The following is a 17,266-nucleotide window of genomic DNA, read 5'->3' as shown; positions in this document are numbered from 1 at the left end:
AGATGCGTTTTTTTCCGTACATTCTGATTGTCCTGCTTCTGCATCTTCCGTTCTGCACGTCGGCAGAAGAAACGCCTGTTCCGCATTTGTATCAGTACACTCTTGATAACGGTCTTGATGTGTTCGTTGCGGAAAATCACAGCGTTCCTCTTGTGTATATTGAAGTTGCCGTAAAATGCGGCTCGTTTACCCAGATTCCGCAAACGGCCGGTCTTTTCCACCTGTACGAGCATATGATGTTCAAGGGAAATTCTCTGTACAAAAATGCCGCCGCAGTTACCCGTGCCCTAAGCCAGATGGGTGTTGCGGAATGGAACGGTTCTACCGGCGTTGAATGTGTCAATTACTATTTCACCGTTCCGGCATCTCAGCTTGAAGAGGGACTTTTGTTCTGGAATGCAGCTGTCCGCGAGCCGCTTCTTGACAAGATGGAACTTCAGAATGAAAAACAGGTTGTGCTTTCCGAAATACGCGGGAATTTCAGCGACCCGGGACGCATTCTTTCTGCTGCAAAGTGCAGGGCGCTTTTCCCTGCTGCTCCGTGGAAACTTGATTCGGGCGGCTCTGATGTTGTAGTGGAAAAGGCGACTGTAAAACAGCTTAAAAAAATCCAGAAGACATATTACGTTCCGAACAATGCCGCCGTTTTTGTAGGCGGAGATGTTCAGCCAGATGAGGTGTATCGCCTTGTTTCTGAGATTTTCGGTTCCTGGGAACGCGGTGCAGATCCTTTTAAAGACGGTATTATGCGTCATTCTAAAGAGCCGTTTTCAAAGCCGGAATTTCTTGTAATGCCGTATGAAAAGATTTCTTCCCAGCTTGCGCAGATTGAAGTTGTGTACCGTGCTCCTGATGCTGCTTTTGATGTGGAAGATACTTATGTCGCTGACGTTTTTTCTTATCAGCTTTCAAATCCCGGCGGAGTGTTTGCTTCATCTCTGGTAGAAGACGGCTATCTCGGCGTTCCTGATGTAAATTACGTGTGGGGCGGCTATCCTACGTCGCGTCAGGCAGGGCTTTTTTCCGCAGGTGCGCTTGTAACTTCCCCGAAAGAAGAAGTTGCCGCCCGTGCCGTTTATTTTATGGAAAAACTGCCGTCAGTTCTTTCTTCCGCCGCGCAGATTGAGCCGTCTGAAGTTCAGGATGCTGTCCGTAAAATTACTGATTCAAACATCTATGTAAATGAAACTGCCGCCGGTCTTTTGAGTACGCTTCGCTTTTGGTGGACGTGTACGGATGCAGAATATTACTATTCATATTCTGACCGTATTTCCCGCGTTACCCCTGACGACTTAAATAGTTTTGTTCAAAAATACATTCAGAATAAAAATCCGCTTGTTACAGTTCTTGTAAATCCCGAAGTCTATGAAAAGACAAAGGCTCAGTTTGACGAACTTGGCTTTACGGAAGTAACGGCAGATAATGCATTCTGGTTCAGGAAACAGCCGTGAAAAAAAACATTCTTTTAATTTTATGCATTTCAGCTGCATTCAGTGCGTTTTCAAAATCAGTCGCAGAATCTACTGTAGAAACGTATCGCCTTAAAAATGACATTCCTGTATACGTCCGTCAGATTCCAGACAACAGGATTTGTGCCGTTTATTTTGTAGTGAAGGGTGGAACGGCATATCTTACGCCAGAAGCTTCAGGACTTGAGGACGCTGTTTTTTCAATGATGAGTATGGGTTCGGAAAAATACAGTTATGCAGAAATTCAGGCGCTTGAATTTGATACGCAGAGTTCAATTTCTTCATCAACAAGCCGCGACGGTTCTGTCTTTGCAATGACAAGCATTGATTCCTATTTTGACAAGACGTTTGACTGTTTTTCAGATGCTTTTCTTAATCCGATTTTCAGCCAGAGGGAATATGAACTGTTTATGACGAACTGCCGCCAGTCCATTCAGTCTGCGCTTAATAATCCGGGCTCTATGCTTTTTTACTACAGTCAGAAGCTTTTGTATGACGGTCATCCGTATCAGACTTCAAGTGCCGTTACCATTGATTCTGTTGAAAACATCACCCTTAGTGCAATACGCACCTTTCATTCGTCTTTGCTTGACTCACGGCGGATAAGCGTTGTTGCGTGCGGCAGTTTTTCCGTTCCAGAGTTGCTTGAAAAATTGAACGAAACGCTTGGTACGCTGCACGCCGGAAAAAATGCGCTTAAAGATACGGCTGTTGAGCCGCTTTCAGTTTCCGGTGAAAATGCAGTTTTTGTTCATCAGGCGGCGGCAGGGACAGGCTTTGTTATGCGCGCGTTTGCTTCTCCTTCCGTAACAAGCCCGGACTATCCGGTTGCTCGTATTGTTTGCGATATATATTCTGACATTCTGTTTAATGTTGTCCGTGAAAATTACGGTGCGTGCTATACACCGGAGTCCTCGATTGTAAGTTCTGCCGCGCCGTTTGGATTTGAGTATTTGTACCGCGCATCAAATCTTACTGATTTTTCTCGGTACATGGATGAAGCGCGCGGCATTATGGAGCGCGGCGTTGTAATTTCCGGAAGAAATGCTGACGGTCAGTACATTTTTGAACCGCTGGAAGACCGTCTTGAAGGCTACATCAATTCGTACATAAACAGGAAATTTGCTTCACAGGCAACGACTGGCGGTATTGCCGGCAGAATGTGCGCAAGCCTTCTTCAGTTTGGTGATGTTTTTTCTGCCGACGCTCTTACCGGCATTGCGCAAAAAACAACGGCGGAAGATATACTTCGTGTATTCAAAAAATACTGGGTTGACGGAAGTTCCCGCTGGTTTGCAGTTGTTTCACCGGAAGATGAGGAGCGCATTAAGTTTTAGTTGGTTCATACACGGCCTAAAACAGGTTGTGTATAAGTCTGTAGGCTACAGATCCGGGCTTCGGACTTGCAGGAATGTTCTCTTTTGAAAACCATCCTGCCTCTGCAATTTCTTCTTTCTGCAATGAAAATTCACCGGAGTCGTAGTCTGCCGTGTAGGCAAGCATAAGCTGGTCTGGAAACGGCCAGCTCTGGCTTCCCTTGTACTGTATGTTCCGCACCGTAATTCCGACTTCTTCCTTTACTTCGCGATATACGGCGTGTTCGGCACTTTCGCCGGCTTCAATAAATCCTGCAATACAGGCAAAAATATCCTGGTTTCTGTATGAGTGGCGCACAAGAAGCACTTTATCTTCTTTTTTTACAAGGACAATAATGCACGGTTCAATTTTCGGAAAATACTGGACAGAACATTCCGGGCATTCCTTTGCAGACTCTTCTTTGCAGTATGCAAGGGTTGAACCGCATTTCGGGCAGAAATTCATTTTTTTTGTCCAGGTTAAAAGTGTTTTTGCCCGGGCCGCCGTGTAGCTGTCTTCTTCTGAATGAGTGAAAAAATACTCGCGAAACGCTATTTCTTTTGTACCTGAAACTTCTGCTTCGTCGGGAAGTTCAAGTGCAGAAAATGCGTTTTCTCTTTCTGCAATGCAGTGTGATGCCGGGTATTGCGCTTTTAGTTCAAGCAGTTTTTCAAAAGAAGGCAGCGTTCCGTTATCATTCAGTATAATATTATTGTCTTTGATGATGATGTTCCTGTCTGTTCGTTTTATAAGGTTTGGAGTAATCATAGCGTTTTCTGTTTTACAAAATTCCCGGTGTCCTGAAAAATCCATTTAAAAAGAAAACGGCTGCCTGAAAAATCCGTCATTATTATGACTTTCTTTACAGACAGCCTTTTTTACATTCTGCGTTTCCGCCGTTTACCGGGCGTATTCTACGATACGTGTTTCGCGTATCATCGTAAGCCTGATTCTTCCCGGATAGCGCAGGTCTGTTTCAATCTGCTTTGCAATGTCAGAAGCAAGCTGCTTCACCTCATTGTCAGCAATTTTTTCATTGTTTACAAGAATGCGAAGTTCTCGTCCTGCCTGAATTGCATAGGCCTTTTCAACGCCTTCAAAGTTTTCTGCAATAGCTTCAAGGTTTTCAAGGCGCTTTACATAATTGTCTATTGTTTCACGGCGTGCGCCAGGACGTGCGGCAGAAATTGCATCTGCAATCTGCACGAGCGTTGCTTCAAGCGTTGTTGCCTCAACATCATTATGATGTGCCGCAATCGCATTGATGACGCGCGGATCTTCGCCCATTTTGCGGGCAAGTTCTGCGCCGACTTCTGCGTGGTTCTGGTCGCTGTCAGTTTCTGCACCCTTACCAATATCGTGGAGAATGGCCGCACGTTTTGCAAGTTCGCGGTCAGCACCGATTTCAGCTGCAAGCATAGAAGCAACTGTTGCCACTTCCTTTGAGTGAGTCAGAACGTTCTGACCGTAGCTTGTTCTGAAATACAGACGTCCAAGAGCGCGCACCCCTTCTGTAGGCATATTGTGTATTCCAAGATCGAACAGGGCTTTTTCGCCTTCTTCATAAATCTTGTTCTGAACTTCGCGCGTTACTTTCTGCACGATTTCTTCAATGCGTGCCGGATGAATGCGTCCGTCAGAAATAAGCCGCTCAAGCGACTCTTTTGCAATTTCCTTGCGTACCGGATCAAAGCAAGAGATTACGACTGCTTCCGGCGTGTCGTCAATGATGATGTCTACGCCTGTGAGCGTTTCAAGAGTGCGGATGTTTCTTCCCTCACGGCCGATAATCCGTCCTTTCATTTCGTCGCTCGGCAGGGAAACTGTCGTTACTGTGATGTCGCTTGTTGTTTCCGGCGCAATGCGCTGGATTGTAGTAACAAGAATTTCACGTGCTTTTTTCTCTGCGGAAAGCTGTGCATCCTGCTCAATTTTGTTTAGCAGGGCCTGCGCATCGTGCTTTGCGTCATTTTCAAGATTTTTAATGATTAAATCTTTTGCTTCCTGTGCAGAAAGACCGGAAATTCTTTCCAGTTCCTTGCGGTACATTTCTTCCTGTTCTGAAAGTGCGGCTTCGCGTTTTTTCATTGCCGCTGATTTTTCAATAAAATCTTTCTCTTTCTTTTCACATTCCGCTGCTTTTTGGTCAACAAGTTCTTCTTTCTTGTTTACCCGGGCTTCATAGCGCTGAACTTCAGCACGGCGCTCCCTGTTTTCCCGCTCCTGCTGGTTTCGTTCCCGAATGAGTTCGTCTTTTGCATTAAGCAAAATTTCTTTTTTCTGAGCTTCAGCTTCTCTTATAGCATCCTGTTTTACACGTTCTGCTTTTTGTTCTGATGCAGATAGTTGAAATCTGGCCCACAGCCAGCGAATAGTCCATCCAAGAACAATTCCTGCAATCGGGAGAACTATGAACAAAATAATCGTGTTCATATATAACTTCTCCTTTGCAATAATATAGAATAGTTCAATTTATATACTACAGTATGGAAAAAAAATTGTCAAACTGATTTTTGCCTGCATTCAAAAGTCTACATACTAAAGTCTTTGCCGAGATAGACTTCACGAGCCAGTTCGGAATCAAGAATTTCCTGTTTTGTTCCCTGAATTGCAATCTGACCTGAACTTACGATTATAGCGCGGTCGGTGATTTCCAGAGTGTCGCGGACATTATGGTCGGTGATAAGAATTCCGATGCCGCGTTTTGCAAGAAGTCCTATCATTCCCTTGATGTCTGCTACGGCGATAGGGTCGATTCCGGCAAACGGTTCATCAAGCAGCAGGAATTTAGGTTCAATGGCAAGTGAACGGGCGATTTCTGTGCGGCGGCGTTCTCCTCCTGAGAGGGTGAAGGCATACTGCGTACGTATGCGCCCAATTGCAAATTCTTCTATTAATTCTTCGAGGCGTTCTTTTTTCTGCGTATGCGTTAAGTCTGAGCGTGTTTCAAGAATTGACCAGATGTTTTCTTCAACGGTCAGTTTTTTGAATACGCTTGGTTCCTGAGGAAGGTAGGAAATTCCAAGACGGGCGCGCTTGTACATAGGAAGAGGCGTTATCTGTTCGTCGTCCAGAAAAATATCGCCGGCTGTGGGCTGGTAAAATCCTACTATCATATAGAAAGTAGTTGTTTTTCCTGCGCCGTTCGGTCCTAAAAGACCGAGTACTTCTCCGGTTTTCATTTTAAAGTCTATTCCCTGAACGACTTTTTTATGTCCGAAACTTTTAAACAGGCTTGAAACCCGCAGTGTATGTTCCTGTATTTCCATAAGATCCTCTTGCAGTTACAAGGCTTTGCTTCTTGCAAAAAAGCCTTGTGCTGTTTATTCGTTTTTCTGCTTGTCCTCTTTTTCTTCTGCTTTTGCTGCTTCGGCTTCCGATTCTGTGTTTCCGTCCGGTTTTTCTTCTTCCGTTTTCTGAGCAGTATCGCCGGAAGTTTCAGCTGTTTCTTCGTCCTGCTGATTTTCCTGCGTTTCTGCCGCTTCGTTTTCTGCGGAACTTGTTTTCCGTTCGTCTACGATTGAACCTTTTACGCGTCCGTCAAGAGTGATTTCCTGACTTGTAAGGTTCAGCGTAATTTCCTGCGCCCGGAATGTGTCTGCCCCCTGTTTTATCTGTGCATTTCCGCTCAGTTCAAGCATCTGGTCATTCTTGCGGTAGACGGCGTAAACTCCTGTGCAGGTGTTGTCCTTCTGCTTTAGCTCTATGTCAATCTGCATTACGGCAATGTCCGTATTTTGGTTGTATTCGATATACTGTGCTTTTGCAGTTACGTTGTTTTTTACGTCAGTCAGATTTACGGTGTCGCTTAGGTTTGCGATTTTAGTTTCGCGGTCATATTTCAGCCGGTTGCAGGTAAACTCAAGTTCGGATTCCATATTTTTTCCGATTATTGAACCTTCTGCTTCTATAAAGCGAAAGTCTTTTCCTGACATAGTGATTTTGTCTGCGGAAATTTCCATTGATTCTGTAAGGACGTATGCCTCCCCGGAAAGCGTAGTTGAATCCGACTTGTCGCCGACTGTTCCGCTCATACTATTTGCGGAAAATATGATTTTTTCGCAGAACGCAGACGGTAAGAAAAGCGTAAGAAATGAGGCAGAAATTATAAGCGTTTTAAGAATGTTCTTCATATCATTCATCCTGCTGTACGGTTTCTTCCGTGTCTGCGGCAGTATTTTCGTCCTGCTGGTCGTCCGCATTGCTGTATTCTGTGTCTGTACTTCCGGTAATTACTCCGGTAAACGTAAATTTTTTTGAAACGCCGCTTGCAGAAAATCCGGAGCCTTGTATGAACGTTCCGCCTTTTTTTATTGAAACGATGTTGTTCCGCCCTGATGTGAGCTGCTCTGATTTTCCGTTCCATTTAAGATTGTCCGCCGTAACGGTCATATCGTCTTTTTTACTGTTTATTTCAATGTCATCGTACAGAACGTATTTTTCTTCTTTTGTATCTGCCGCAAGCAGTTTGCAGGAACCTTCCGTTGTTACTTCGCCGTTATTGTCAATAATCTGAAAATCAAGGTTCTTTGCATACAGCGATTTTCCGTCCTTGTACTGCTCCATTTTTTCTGCGGAAAGGCTCAGTGTTTTCTGATTGTCTTCGTAACGGTCAAAGTGTACATCCGAAAAGATGAATTCCGGCGTTGTGGAGTCATCATAAGTTGCCATTCCGTATTTGAGCGAACAGGCCGTGCAGAGAAAAAAAGATGATGTCATAAAAAATAAAGCTGTACGCCGCATACAAACGCTTACCGGTGCTCTCGTGCAAGCGCGCTTATTTCATCAGCCATATTTTTTAGCGAAACCTGCTTTTGAACGCCACCGAGTTCCCATGCGACTTTCGGCATTCCGTATACAACGGCAGACTCTTCGTCCTGACCGAGCGTCCAGGCTCCCTGCCGCCTCATCTCCGTAATTTCTACGGCACCGTCTTTTCCCATTCCTGTCATAATTACGCCGAGTGCGTTGTTCTTGTAGATTTTTGCAACTGATTCAAAAAGAACGTCTGCGGAAGGGCGATGACCGTTTCTCTGCGGTTCCTGATTGGTGCGGATTACGTTTCCTCCTGCACGCTCTTCTACTGCGATGTGGTAGTTTCCCGGTGCAATGTAAATGTGTGCATCCTCAATCGGCATATTATCCGCCGCCTCTACAACAGTGAGCGGACAGATTTTGTTCAGGCTCTGCGCAAATTCCGCAGTAAAGCCTGCCGGCATATGCTGGACAACAAGAATCGGTTGTGTAAGGTGAGGGTCAATCATCTTGAATACGTCGCGCAGGGCGTTTGGACCTCCGGTAGAAATGCCGAGCGCAATGATTTTTATTGTTCCGCCCTCACGAAGCGGCGTTATTACGGCAGGCTCTTTTTTTTCAAGCGTTCCGAAAGAAAAAAGCGGCGAAAGTTGCGTTGCAGCCGGTTTTTCAGGAATTTCCGTACCTTTCTGCTGTGCAACAAATTTTTCTGCGCTGCGCATTTTGAGCAGGTGCATAAAATGTTCCGGGAACGGAATGCGCTTTCCGTTTTTCCGGGCGTATCTGCCGCCGTATGAAGCTATTTTTTCTACGATTTCATTGCCTACGGTACTTACGTTCATAGAAATTGAACCGCCCGGCTTGGTGATGAAGTCGCTTGCGCCGAGTTCAAGACATTCCATTGTTACGGCAGCACCCTGCGTTGCAATGCTTGAAAGAATTATGACAGGAATTCCAATCTTGCGCGCCTTGCGTTCTTTAAGGAATTCAACGCCGGTCATTACAGGCATTTCGATGTCTAGGACAATTACGTCCGGTTTTGCGTCTGGAAGGATGTTCAGCAGATTCTGACCGTTGCTTGCTTTTGCAATAACGTTCATTCCGGGAGTGTCATCTATAATTCTTGAAACCAGATTTCTCATCAATGCTGAATCGTCGCAGATTACGACGTTCAGGTTATCGTGTTTTCCGTCATTTATATCCATAACTAACTGCTCTTTTTTTTATGAATTTTTCTGGTAAAGACAAGCCCAGTCCGTTTTTAGGAATTCAAATTTTGTTTTCATTCCGAAAAGTGATTCAGAATGTCCGATGAAAAGATAGGAATGCTGCGCCATTGCGTTCCAGAAATTGTTGAGTACGACAAGCTGCGCCGCTTCATCAAAATAAATCATAACGTTCCGGCAGAAAACGACGTCAAGATTTTTCATTCCCGATTCGTGCTGAAGATTATGGTAGTCGAATTTTACATGTTCCATAATCTCTTTGCTTATCTGGTAACCGCCGTTTACTTTTGTAAAAAAGGCGGAAAGATAGTCTGCCGGTACTCCGTCAATTTTATTGTCCGCATAAAATCCGCTTTGTCCTACCATCAGCGATTTCAGCGATATGTCAGATGCGGTGACAGAAAAACTGTAGCCCGGCGGAAGAATTTTCTTCAATATCATAGCGATTGTGTACGGTTCTTCGCCTGTAGAACAGCCTGCGCTCCAGACGCGTATGGTTCTGTCGCCTGTTTTTTTCTTTTCTTCAAGGACGTGCGGAATGACATAATTTATAAATGCATCAAAATGCGGCTGGTTACGGAAGAAACGCGTAAGGTTCGTCGTGATTGAGTCGAGCATCCGTTTCATTTCTTCGCGGTCAGACAGAATGAGGTTGTAATATTCGTCTACTGTAGCAATTTTCTTTTCCCGCAGGATTTCTTTTATCCTACTGTCAAGAATAGGTCTGTTCGTCCCGGAGAATGTAATTCCACATTCTTTATAAATGACTTTTCGGAATCTATCAAAATCCGCATCGTTCAAAATATCTGTCATAACGAATTCATTATAAATCTTAAGTCGATGATTGTAAATAAAAAGATGAAGGTTGCTCGTTTTGACTTTTTGACGGTGTGGCGGAAATTTGTAAATTTACCAAAACCTCGAAATTTGACCTTGTAAATTGCACTTCTTTTACGCTTGTAATGTGGTCTATATACTGGAATGTTATTCATGCTTATAAATCCGTATTCGTGATGAAAACAAATCCTTGAACAGGTCTGTAATAAATCCGTTATGCAGTCTGTAAGTTCTCCGTATAACGCACCGCTTTCTAGTCTAGTAAAGAGTATGCTGATTAGACTAGAAAGCACCCTGCTTACTAGTCTAGTACGGGGTCTGCTGATTAACTAATCAGCGGTGTGCTTATCAGGTTAATAAGCACCCTCGTGATTAACCTAATAAGCAGGGTGTTTATTAACAGGTAAGAAGTAGTTTTTTTGAGGAAAAAAATGGTTGATGAAAAAAAATCCCGGTGCGGAAAATGTATAAAAACAAAATATTTTTTTCTATTTTATGTCATTCCTGCTTGACAAACTTCATCGGGGGGGGGGCTTAAATCTGTTTACAGACTTCTTCTACAGCCTGGTCAAGTTTTTCTTTCAGCTCCTGCTGCAAGGTTTTTGTGTAGATTTTTTTAAATGAATCTTTGATATTGTCAGGAGAACCGAATTCATCAAAAAGTACAGAAGGGCGGATATTTAATGCTTCAGCGATTTTATCTATGGTTTCGGCACTGGGAAAGCGTTCTCTGGCTTCCATGTCACCGATGTATGCAGTACTCATTTCGATTTTTTCGGCAAGTTTTTCCTGTGTAAGCCCCGCTTGTTTTCTGTAGTATTTTAAATTCTGAATAAAAGTGTGTCGAATACCCATGTCAATATTTTCTATTGATTTCTTGGTTTATTTTATTCATTAAAACTCAGTATAGAATTAAATATTGATTAAAATTGTGTTTTGGCTAATAATATTATTAGCTAAAACACAGAAAGTTGATTAAAAATTAAAAAATATGAGTAAGATTTGGGGAATTTATGAAAAAAAAACTTCTTGCATTTACATTTTCATTGCTATGTAGCTTTGGTTTTGCTCAGGAAAAAATTGATTCTATTATGTTAAAAGTTGCAGATGATGTAACTTCAAAATGTAATTCTAAGACGATTTTATGTATTTTGGATTTTAATTCACCTTCAAAAGACCTTTCTGAATATATACAAACAGAACTTACATCTCAAGTAACAGAAAACGGGATGAAAGTTGTAACCCGCAGCAATATGAACAAAGTTGATACAGAGTTGAATTATCAGCTTTCAGGTTTTATAAGTGATGAAACTGCTCTTTCTATTTGTAAACGCTTGGGTGCAAACGCAATCGTTTTTGGTCAGATTAAGGAATTGGATAATAAATACAATCTTCAGGTTCGACTGCTGGATGTAGAAACTGCTTCTTACATTCTTTTTAAGACTTATGTATTTTCTCGTTCTTCAAAATCTGAACAGTTGTTGGGGCGTGCGGCGAATTATTATAAAACATCAATCGGAATATGTGCAGAAGTAAATAAAAACTCAATTTCGTATGTTGCGCCAGCTGCAGGAATTTATTTTGATTATTCATTTTTTAGAAAAATTTCTTTAGGCGGAAAACTTATTGCAAGTTATGATGCGTTTGAAAAAGAAAATACAGTTTATTCTCTTGAACCATTGGCTGCTTTACGGGTTTATTTGGTTTCTCCTGGCGGAGAACCTTCGACAGGATTTTATATAGAAGGTACTGGCGGGGCGGATATTATCTTTTCAAATGAAAATGTTTATACAGTTTTTGATGCCGGAGGAGGATTTGGTTTTAGGAAGGAATTTGATTCATTTTATATAGAACCGATGGTTCGTTTCGGGTATCCGTATATTTTTGCAGTTGGATTTGGAACCGGACTGCGTTTTTAATTTATGAGGGGATTAAGATGGAAAAAGGGTTTTATTTAGCAAAAAAAAATTGGATTTTATTTGCAGCATTTATAACAGTTTTAGGATTTACATCTTGTGAAAACCAATTTTTTAAGGAATCAGCAGGCATTTACGAAGTCTGTTTTAATTCCAACGGCGGTACAAAAGTTTCAACCGTAAATACCGACAAAATAGTTTTTCCTCCTGTAACTACAAAAGAAAATTGTGAATTTCTTGGTTGGTATGAAACTTCTGATTTTTCTGGAGATGCAGTCTTTTTTCCCTATGAACCAAAAAAGAATACTGTACTTTATGCACGCTGGAATCAAAAATATACAGTTCATTTTGAATCAAATGGTGGAACTGCGGTTGCTGATTTTACAGGGAATGAAATTATAAGTGCCGTAACTCCATTTAAGGAAGACTATACGTTTGCCGGATGGTATTTGAACGCAGATTTTTCTGGAGACCCGGTTTCATTTCCGCTTTCTTTAAATGCAAATATAACGCTTTATGCAAAATGGCTCAAAAATTATACTGTCAGTTTTAATTCTAACGGTGGAACAGAAGTTTCTTCTATTAAAAATGGTGTCCTTCAGGAACTTCCGTTTACGGAAAAAGAGAACTACGAATTTGCAGGCTGGTATGCAAATTCTTCTTTAAGCGGAGAAAAAATTTCTGTGCCATATACAGTAACACAGGACATCACTCTGTATGCAATGTGGCTGCCAACTTATCTTGTAACTTTGGAAACAAACGGAGGAAGCGAAATTCCATCATTTAGGGCAAGAACAGTAGAAAGTGTTCAGGAACCGGAAAAATCAGGATACACATTTATTGGCTGGTATTTAGATTCTGGCTTAAACACAAAAGCTGTTTTTCCTCTTGTAATTTCAAAAGATACGACTCTATATGCCGCTTACAAGCAGAATTTTACAATCACATTTGAAACAAACGGCGGCTCGGCAGTAAATCCTGTTTCCTGCTATGTTATTAATGAAAGCCCTGAAAGCACTAAAACTGACAAATCATTGGGCGGCTGGTATCTGGATCCAGAATGCACTGACGAAAAGAAAGTAACATTCCCATTCTACCCGACAGAAGATGTAACTCTTTATGCAAAATGGGTTTCAGAAATGTTCACAATTACCTACAACTCAAACGGAGCAACAAGCGGAACTGTGCCTGAAACAGTACAGGTTGAAAAAGGCTCTTCTTTTATAATTAGTGCAAATACAGGAAACCTTACAAAAACGGGCTACGCTTTTACAAAATGGTCAACCAGCACTGACGGAACAAGCGGACAAAGTTATGCACCGGGTTACAGCCTGATTCCAAGCAAAAATATGACGCTCTACGCACAGTGGGGGAAAGATTATGCGGCAATGGTTACGGTTCCGGGTGGAAGTTTTTATTTAGGCGACCCGAACAACGGTACAAATCGCCCGAAAATTACGCTTTCTTCTTTCCAGATTGCACAGTACGAACTGACATACGAATTATGGCTTGAAGTTTACCGATGGGCAAAGGACAATGGCTACAATTTAACTTCTGCAAGTAAAGGCTACGCTGCAAACGACGCCTATAAAGACTTTGTTCCGGCTACAAACATCAGCTGGAACATGGCATGTGTATGGCTTAACGCATACAGTGAATATAAAGGCTTAGAACCGGTTTATTACCGCGGAAGCGCCGTCTGGAAAGATGATTCGAATACAGGTACTGTCACCTGGTACCAGACCAAAAACGGTTACCGCCTTCCAACAGAATGTGAATGGGAATTTGCCGCAGGTGGCGGAAGTGAAGCGGAACATGACAAGTACATTTATGCGGGAAGCAACACGATTGAGGAGGTTGCTTGGTATTCAAGCAATAGCGGAGATGAAGCACATAAAGTAGGAACTAAAAAAGCAAATGCACTTGGTCTTTATGATATGAGCGGAAATGTTGCTGAATGGTGTTTTGATCATTATGCAGATTGGGGTACAGGGGAATTGACAAATCCTGTGCATTGGAGTGGAGATCATCTTGTTTTGAAATGGGGAAGTTTGTACTGGAATTCTAGCAGCTGTACTATTTTTTATAGAAGTTGTAATTCAAGCTATACTTATTATTCATCAACAAAAGTGAAATGGGTAGGTATTCGCATTGCACGTAATGCGGAGTAATAAATATTGGAGGAAATAGTATGGGCACATGGACAGCCAATTATGTTATTTATGAAAATCATGTAAATAAACATATTGGAATACATAAAAATGGATGTTCTCAAATTGAAAAAAACGGGGGAACAGGAATTGGTAAGTATATAGGTTTTGCAAGTAAAAATGATGCTTATGAATATGCAAAAAATATTGATTTGCCAAAAAATTTTTGTAAATTTTGCATTAAAAACGATAAAGATTAACTTCTTTTTAGAAAATAAAAAATACTACCTCAAAGTTCTTTTAATAAGTTTTCCCGCGTAAGGGATACGCAAGGGCACGAAGTGCGTGCCGAGTGGAGCTGAAAGCGGAATGAGGTACCGACCGTGAGGGTAGCCTGAAGTAGCCCGGCTGACACTACTGGAGCGGAGTGGGCTGAAAGGACACAGAGTGAAAGTAGTCAGGCTGTTTTCAGTTATGGCATTCCTCCGTTATTTTGTTTGTAGGTATTCAAAATTTTACAGGTAATGCCTTTTTTTGTAAATTTACCTAAGGAAACACTGAATAAATCCTATAGAGGATTTTTCAGTGTTAACCTTGAATGTTGCTAATTGTCCGTAAGTCATTGACTTACGGCAATTTGACGGGAAGTGCTGAGTAATCGCTTCAAGTGTTAATCAGCACTTCCCTAAAACTCGAAATTTGACCTAATAAAAATCCAAATTCGTGTTATAATATATTCAGATTTAAAGCAGGATTTATATGTACTCATTTTGCCCCGAAAAATGGAAAAGTATGACAGATTTTGATATTAAAGTTTCAGCTCTTTGTAATTCTGTACAAATTGATTACGGGATTATAAACGGAAAAGACAGAAATCCTCCATCTCATATTGTTGTATTTATAAAGGCCGGGCTTACAGGATCAATTTATGGATATGAAAATAAGTATTTGCAGATGTCAGAGAACCTTAATCGCAGATTTGGAGTTACAGTGTTTGTAGCTTCAAATCCTGAAGGAACCGGTAATTCTATTGGTCATGGATTAAAAATAATTGAAAATTACTGTAAAACAGTTTGCATAGAAAAATATATTGTTTATTTTGTAGGAGTTTCAAATGGCGGAACACAAGGACTTTTTGCTTTTGAAAATTATCCTGTAATTCAAAAAGCTTTGCTTATTGGAGCTCCATTAAATCACAAACCAGATTTAATCAAAAAAGCACTCATAAATTTCAACGGTGAGAAATTACACTTAATTTGCGGAGATAAGGATCCTGGATTCGGCCTTTTTAAATTATATTCAGAATTGGAAAATGAAAAAATTATTTTTACTGCGTTTTTGAATGTTGATCATGTATTTTCAGGAAATACAGAACTGTTTATAAAATTACCGGAAAAGTATTTGTTTTAGAAATAAACTAATACGAGATTTGTTGTTTATGAAATCAGTTTGAAACATACACATATATTTTCGTCAAACAAAAAGCCCTGCCATCTCTGACAGGGCTTCTCTGACTTCCAGTCATTTGCTGCGTGTTCTTACGAGCCGGCATGCTCAATGACCGAATGTATTCAACTTACGCTTTGTTAAGTCTTGCTTCCAAATCATCAAGACATTCTGTAAGTTCTTTCGGCAGATGCTTTCCAAACTTAGGATAGTGGTTTTCACGGATATCCTTACATTCTTTCAGCCAGCCTTCCTTGTCAACTGCCGTAATTGCAGGAATCTGCTGTTTGTAGACATCTGCAAGTCCGTCAAGGTTGAGAGCACCTTCTTTCGGCATAAGTCCGATTGGTGTTTCAACTGCATTGTCTTTTCCGTCGCAGCGGTCAAAAATCCATGCAAGAACGCGGCTATTGTCACCGTAGCCCGGCCACATAAATCCGCCTGGAAGGTCAGGATTGTTTTCGTCCTTTCTGAACCAGTTAACATAGAAGATTTTTGGAAGCTTGTCTTTGTCCTGAGCAGCATTTCCTACATCAATCCAATGCTGGAAGTAGTCGCCCATGTTGTAACCGCAGAATGGAAGAATTGCGAACGGGTCGCGGCGGATTTTTCCAACCTGAGAAGCATCGATTGTAGAAGCAGCAGTGATTTCTGAACCTACGATAGATCCGAGGAATACACCGTGGTTCCAGTCACGGCTCTGGTGAACAAGTGGAATTGTTGACGGACGGCGTCCACCGAACAAGATTGCGCTGATAGGTACACCTTCTGGAGATTCCCAGTCAGAAGCGATACATGGACACTGTTTAGCTGGTGCTGTAAAGCGTGCGTTTGGATGAGCGAATTCTTCGCCTTTTGGTGATTTGTCTTTTGGAAGAGCATCGCGTGTGTTGCCTTTCCAGTCAACGAGCTTGCCTTTTGCAGGGTAGCCGATTCCTTCCCACCAAACGTCGCCGTCTTCTGTAAGAGCACAGTTTGTAAAGATTGTGTTTTTAGAAGCGGCTTCAAGAGCGTTTCTGTTAGACTGGGCAGAAGTTCCCGGTGCAACACCGAAGAATCCTGCTTCTGGGTTGATTGCATAAAGGCGTCCGTCTTTGCCGAATTTCATCCATGCAATGTCATCGCCGACTGTTTCAACTTTCCAGCCAGGAATTGTAGGAATAAGCATTGCAAGGTTTGTCTTTCCGCATGCAGAAGGGAATGCGCCTGTTACGTATTTTACTTCGCCCTGTGGGTTTGTAAGTTTAAGGATGAGCATGTGTTCTGCAAGCCAGCCTTCTTCGCGTGCAATAACAGTTGCAATGCGGAGTGCAAAGCATTTTTTCCCAAGAAGTGCGTTTCCGCCGTAACCAGAACCGTAAGACCAGATAAGGCGTTCTTCCGGGAACTGGCTGATGTATTTGTGCTCAACGTCTGCACAAGGCCATACGCCGTTGTCTTTTTCGCCGTTGTTAAGCGGTTTTCCTACAGAGTGAAGGCACGGAACAAAGTCGCCGTCAGTACCGAAATACTGCCATACTTTTTCGCCTGCGCGAGTCATGATGTCCATGTTCAATACAACGTATTCTGAGTCAGTAAGCTCGATTCCGTATTTTGCAATCGGTGAGCCGAGCGGTCCCATACAGAACGGAATTACGTACATTGTACGTCCGTGCATACAGCCTGTGTAAAGACCTGTCATTGTAGCCTTAAGCTCTTTTGGGTCAATCCAGTGGTTTGTAGGACCTGCATCTTCTTCTTTTACGGAAGAAATGAAAGTGCGGGCTTCAACACGTGCTACATCAGAAGGCAGCGAGCGGAAAAGGAAACTGTTAGGTTTCTTTGCAAGCGGAGTAGCAAGTCCTGCGTCAACGCATTTCTGCATAAGGCGGTCATACTCTGCCTGAGAACCATCGCAAACTACAACTGAATCCGGTTCGCACATCTTAACACATTCTTCAATCCATGCCTTGATTTTAGCATGTTTGATGTCATTGATTGTCATACAATTACTCCTATTTAGTCGGGTTGAGCCCGAAGGTTTTCCATACTGAATTAAATATATATTTTTTTTATATAATGTTCAATGAAAAACGAATGAATTGTAATGACACATTGCGAAAAAATGTCAT

Annotated in this window: 15 protein-coding genes; 6 read left to right on the top strand and 9 right to left on the bottom strand. The window is 42.1% G+C overall.

What is annotated here, in order from left to right:
* Positions 1 to 2 precede the first annotated feature (2 nt).
* Both B5D55_RS02120 and B5D55_RS02115 read left to right on the top strand, forming a co-directional pair.
* On the top strand, positions 3 to 1,451 hold the full coding sequence (locus B5D55_RS02120) for a M16 family metallopeptidase (protein ID WP_159446127.1): 1,449 nt from the start codon (positions 3 to 5) through the stop codon (positions 1,449 to 1,451).
* Positions 1,448 to 2,806: a M16 family metallopeptidase gene (locus B5D55_RS02115; protein WP_078932344.1), complete on the top strand. Its 1,359-nt coding sequence runs from the start codon at positions 1,448 to 1,450 to the stop codon at positions 2,804 to 2,806. The genes B5D55_RS02120 and B5D55_RS02115 overlap by 4 nt, the downstream gene beginning before the upstream one ends.
* A gap of 16 nt (positions 2,807 to 2,822) precedes the next feature.
* Here the strand turns inward: B5D55_RS02115 and nudC are convergent, their stop codons facing one another.
* From nudC to B5D55_RS02075, 8 genes are all read right to left on the bottom strand, one after another.
* Positions 2,823 to 3,593, bottom strand: a complete 771-nt coding sequence (nudC, locus tag B5D55_RS02110; RefSeq protein WP_159446126.1) for an NAD(+) diphosphatase — start codon at positions 3,591 to 3,593, stop codon at positions 2,823 to 2,825.
* Positions 3,594 to 3,725: 132 nt separating this feature from the next.
* Positions 3,726 to 5,258: a ribonuclease Y gene (rny, locus tag B5D55_RS02105; RefSeq protein ID WP_078932342.1), complete on the bottom strand. Its 1,533-nt coding sequence runs from the start codon at positions 5,256 to 5,258 to the stop codon at positions 3,726 to 3,728.
* A gap of 98 nt (positions 5,259 to 5,356) precedes the next feature.
* Positions 5,357 to 6,094: an LPS export ABC transporter ATP-binding protein gene (gene lptB, locus B5D55_RS02100; RefSeq protein WP_078932341.1), complete on the bottom strand. Its 738-nt coding sequence runs from the start codon at positions 6,092 to 6,094 to the stop codon at positions 5,357 to 5,359.
* Positions 6,095 to 6,148: 54 nt separating this feature from the next.
* Entirely contained in the window at positions 6,149 to 6,958 is an 810-nt protein-coding gene (locus tag B5D55_RS02095; protein WP_078932340.1) for an LptA/OstA family protein, read from the bottom strand.
* A 1-nt stretch (position 6,959) separates the two neighbouring features.
* Entirely contained in the window at positions 6,960 to 7,544 is a 585-nt protein-coding gene (gene lptC / locus B5D55_RS02090) for an LPS export ABC transporter periplasmic protein LptC (RefSeq protein ID WP_159446125.1), read from the bottom strand.
* A 32-nt stretch (positions 7,545 to 7,576) separates the two neighbouring features.
* On the bottom strand, positions 7,577 to 8,785 hold the full coding sequence (gene cheB / locus B5D55_RS02085; RefSeq protein WP_078932338.1) for a chemotaxis-specific protein-glutamate methyltransferase CheB: 1,209 nt from the start codon (positions 8,783 to 8,785) through the stop codon (positions 7,577 to 7,579).
* 18 nt (positions 8,786 to 8,803) lie between these two features.
* Positions 8,804 to 9,619 (bottom strand): CheR family methyltransferase, encoded by an 816-nt coding sequence (locus B5D55_RS02080; protein WP_078932337.1) that lies wholly within the window; start codon positions 9,617 to 9,619, stop codon positions 8,804 to 8,806.
* A 558-nt stretch (positions 9,620 to 10,177) separates the two neighbouring features.
* Positions 10,178 to 10,498: a helix-turn-helix domain-containing protein gene (locus B5D55_RS02075; protein WP_078932336.1), complete on the bottom strand. Its 321-nt coding sequence runs from the start codon at positions 10,496 to 10,498 to the stop codon at positions 10,178 to 10,180.
* A gap of 158 nt (positions 10,499 to 10,656) precedes the next feature.
* Between B5D55_RS02075 and B5D55_RS02070 the strand changes: the two genes are divergently transcribed.
* The 4 genes from B5D55_RS02070 (at position 10,657) to B5D55_RS02055 (ending at position 15,119) form a co-directional block, all read left to right on the top strand.
* Positions 10,657 to 11,562 (top strand): hypothetical protein, encoded by a 906-nt coding sequence (locus tag B5D55_RS02070; protein WP_078932335.1) that lies wholly within the window; start codon positions 10,657 to 10,659, stop codon positions 11,560 to 11,562.
* Positions 11,563 to 11,579: 17 nt separating this feature from the next.
* Positions 11,580 to 13,730, top strand: coding sequence for an InlB B-repeat-containing protein (locus tag B5D55_RS02065; protein WP_078932334.1), 2,151 nt, complete (start codon positions 11,580 to 11,582; stop codon positions 13,728 to 13,730).
* A gap of 20 nt (positions 13,731 to 13,750) precedes the next feature.
* Positions 13,751 to 13,969, top strand: a complete 219-nt coding sequence (locus B5D55_RS02060; RefSeq protein ID WP_078932333.1) for a hypothetical protein — start codon at positions 13,751 to 13,753, stop codon at positions 13,967 to 13,969.
* A 532-nt stretch (positions 13,970 to 14,501) separates the two neighbouring features.
* Positions 14,502 to 15,119, top strand: a complete 618-nt coding sequence (locus tag B5D55_RS02055) for a hypothetical protein (RefSeq protein WP_143593135.1) — start codon at positions 14,502 to 14,504, stop codon at positions 15,117 to 15,119.
* 166 nt (positions 15,120 to 15,285) lie between these two features.
* Here the strand turns inward: B5D55_RS02055 and B5D55_RS02050 are convergent, their stop codons facing one another.
* Positions 15,286 to 17,190: a phosphoenolpyruvate carboxykinase (GTP) gene (locus B5D55_RS02050; protein WP_268811090.1), complete on the bottom strand. Its 1,905-nt coding sequence runs from the start codon at positions 17,188 to 17,190 to the stop codon at positions 15,286 to 15,288.
* Positions 17,191 to 17,266: the final 76 nt, after the last annotated feature.

It is taken from the genome of Treponema porcinum, assembly GCF_900167145.1.
Lineage (GTDB): Bacteria > Spirochaetota > Spirochaetia > Treponematales > Treponemataceae > Treponema_D > Treponema_D porcinum.
This window is presented reverse-complemented; position numbering and strand designations above follow the sequence as displayed.

Excerpts from the sequence above, each read along its gene's own strand:
- B5D55_RS02120 (WP_159446127.1), top strand. The coding sequence starts at position 3 with ATGCGTTTTTTTCCGTACATTCTGATTGTCCTGCTTCTGCATCTTCCG.
- nudC (WP_159446126.1), bottom strand. The coding sequence starts at position 3,593 with ATGATTACTCCAAACCTTATAAAACGAACAGACAGGAACATCATCATC.
- rny (WP_078932342.1), bottom strand. The coding sequence starts at position 5,258 with ATGAACACGATTATTTTGTTCATAGTTCTCCCGATTGCAGGAATTGTT.
- lptB (WP_078932341.1), bottom strand. The coding sequence starts at position 6,094 with ATGGAAATACAGGAACATACACTGCGGGTTTCAAGCCTGTTTAAAAGT.
- B5D55_RS02095 (WP_078932340.1), bottom strand. The coding sequence starts at position 6,958 with ATGAAGAACATTCTTAAAACGCTTATAATTTCTGCCTCATTTCTTACG.
- lptC (WP_159446125.1), bottom strand. The coding sequence starts at position 7,544 with ATGACATCATCTTTTTTTCTCTGCACGGCCTGTTCGCTCAAATACGGA.
- cheB (WP_078932338.1), bottom strand. The coding sequence starts at position 8,785 with ATGGATATAAATGACGGAAAACACGATAACCTGAACGTCGTAATCTGC.
- B5D55_RS02080 (WP_078932337.1), bottom strand. The coding sequence starts at position 9,619 with ATGACAGATATTTTGAACGATGCGGATTTTGATAGATTCCGAAAAGTC.
- B5D55_RS02075 (WP_078932336.1), bottom strand. The coding sequence starts at position 10,498 with ATGGGTATTCGACACACTTTTATTCAGAATTTAAAATACTACAGAAAA.
- B5D55_RS02070 (WP_078932335.1), top strand. The coding sequence starts at position 10,657 with ATGAAAAAAAAACTTCTTGCATTTACATTTTCATTGCTATGTAGCTTT.
- B5D55_RS02065 (WP_078932334.1), top strand. The coding sequence starts at position 11,580 with ATGGAAAAAGGGTTTTATTTAGCAAAAAAAAATTGGATTTTATTTGCA.
- B5D55_RS02060 (WP_078932333.1), top strand. The coding sequence starts at position 13,751 with ATGGGCACATGGACAGCCAATTATGTTATTTATGAAAATCATGTAAAT.
- B5D55_RS02055 (WP_143593135.1), top strand. The coding sequence starts at position 14,502 with ATGACAGATTTTGATATTAAAGTTTCAGCTCTTTGTAATTCTGTACAA.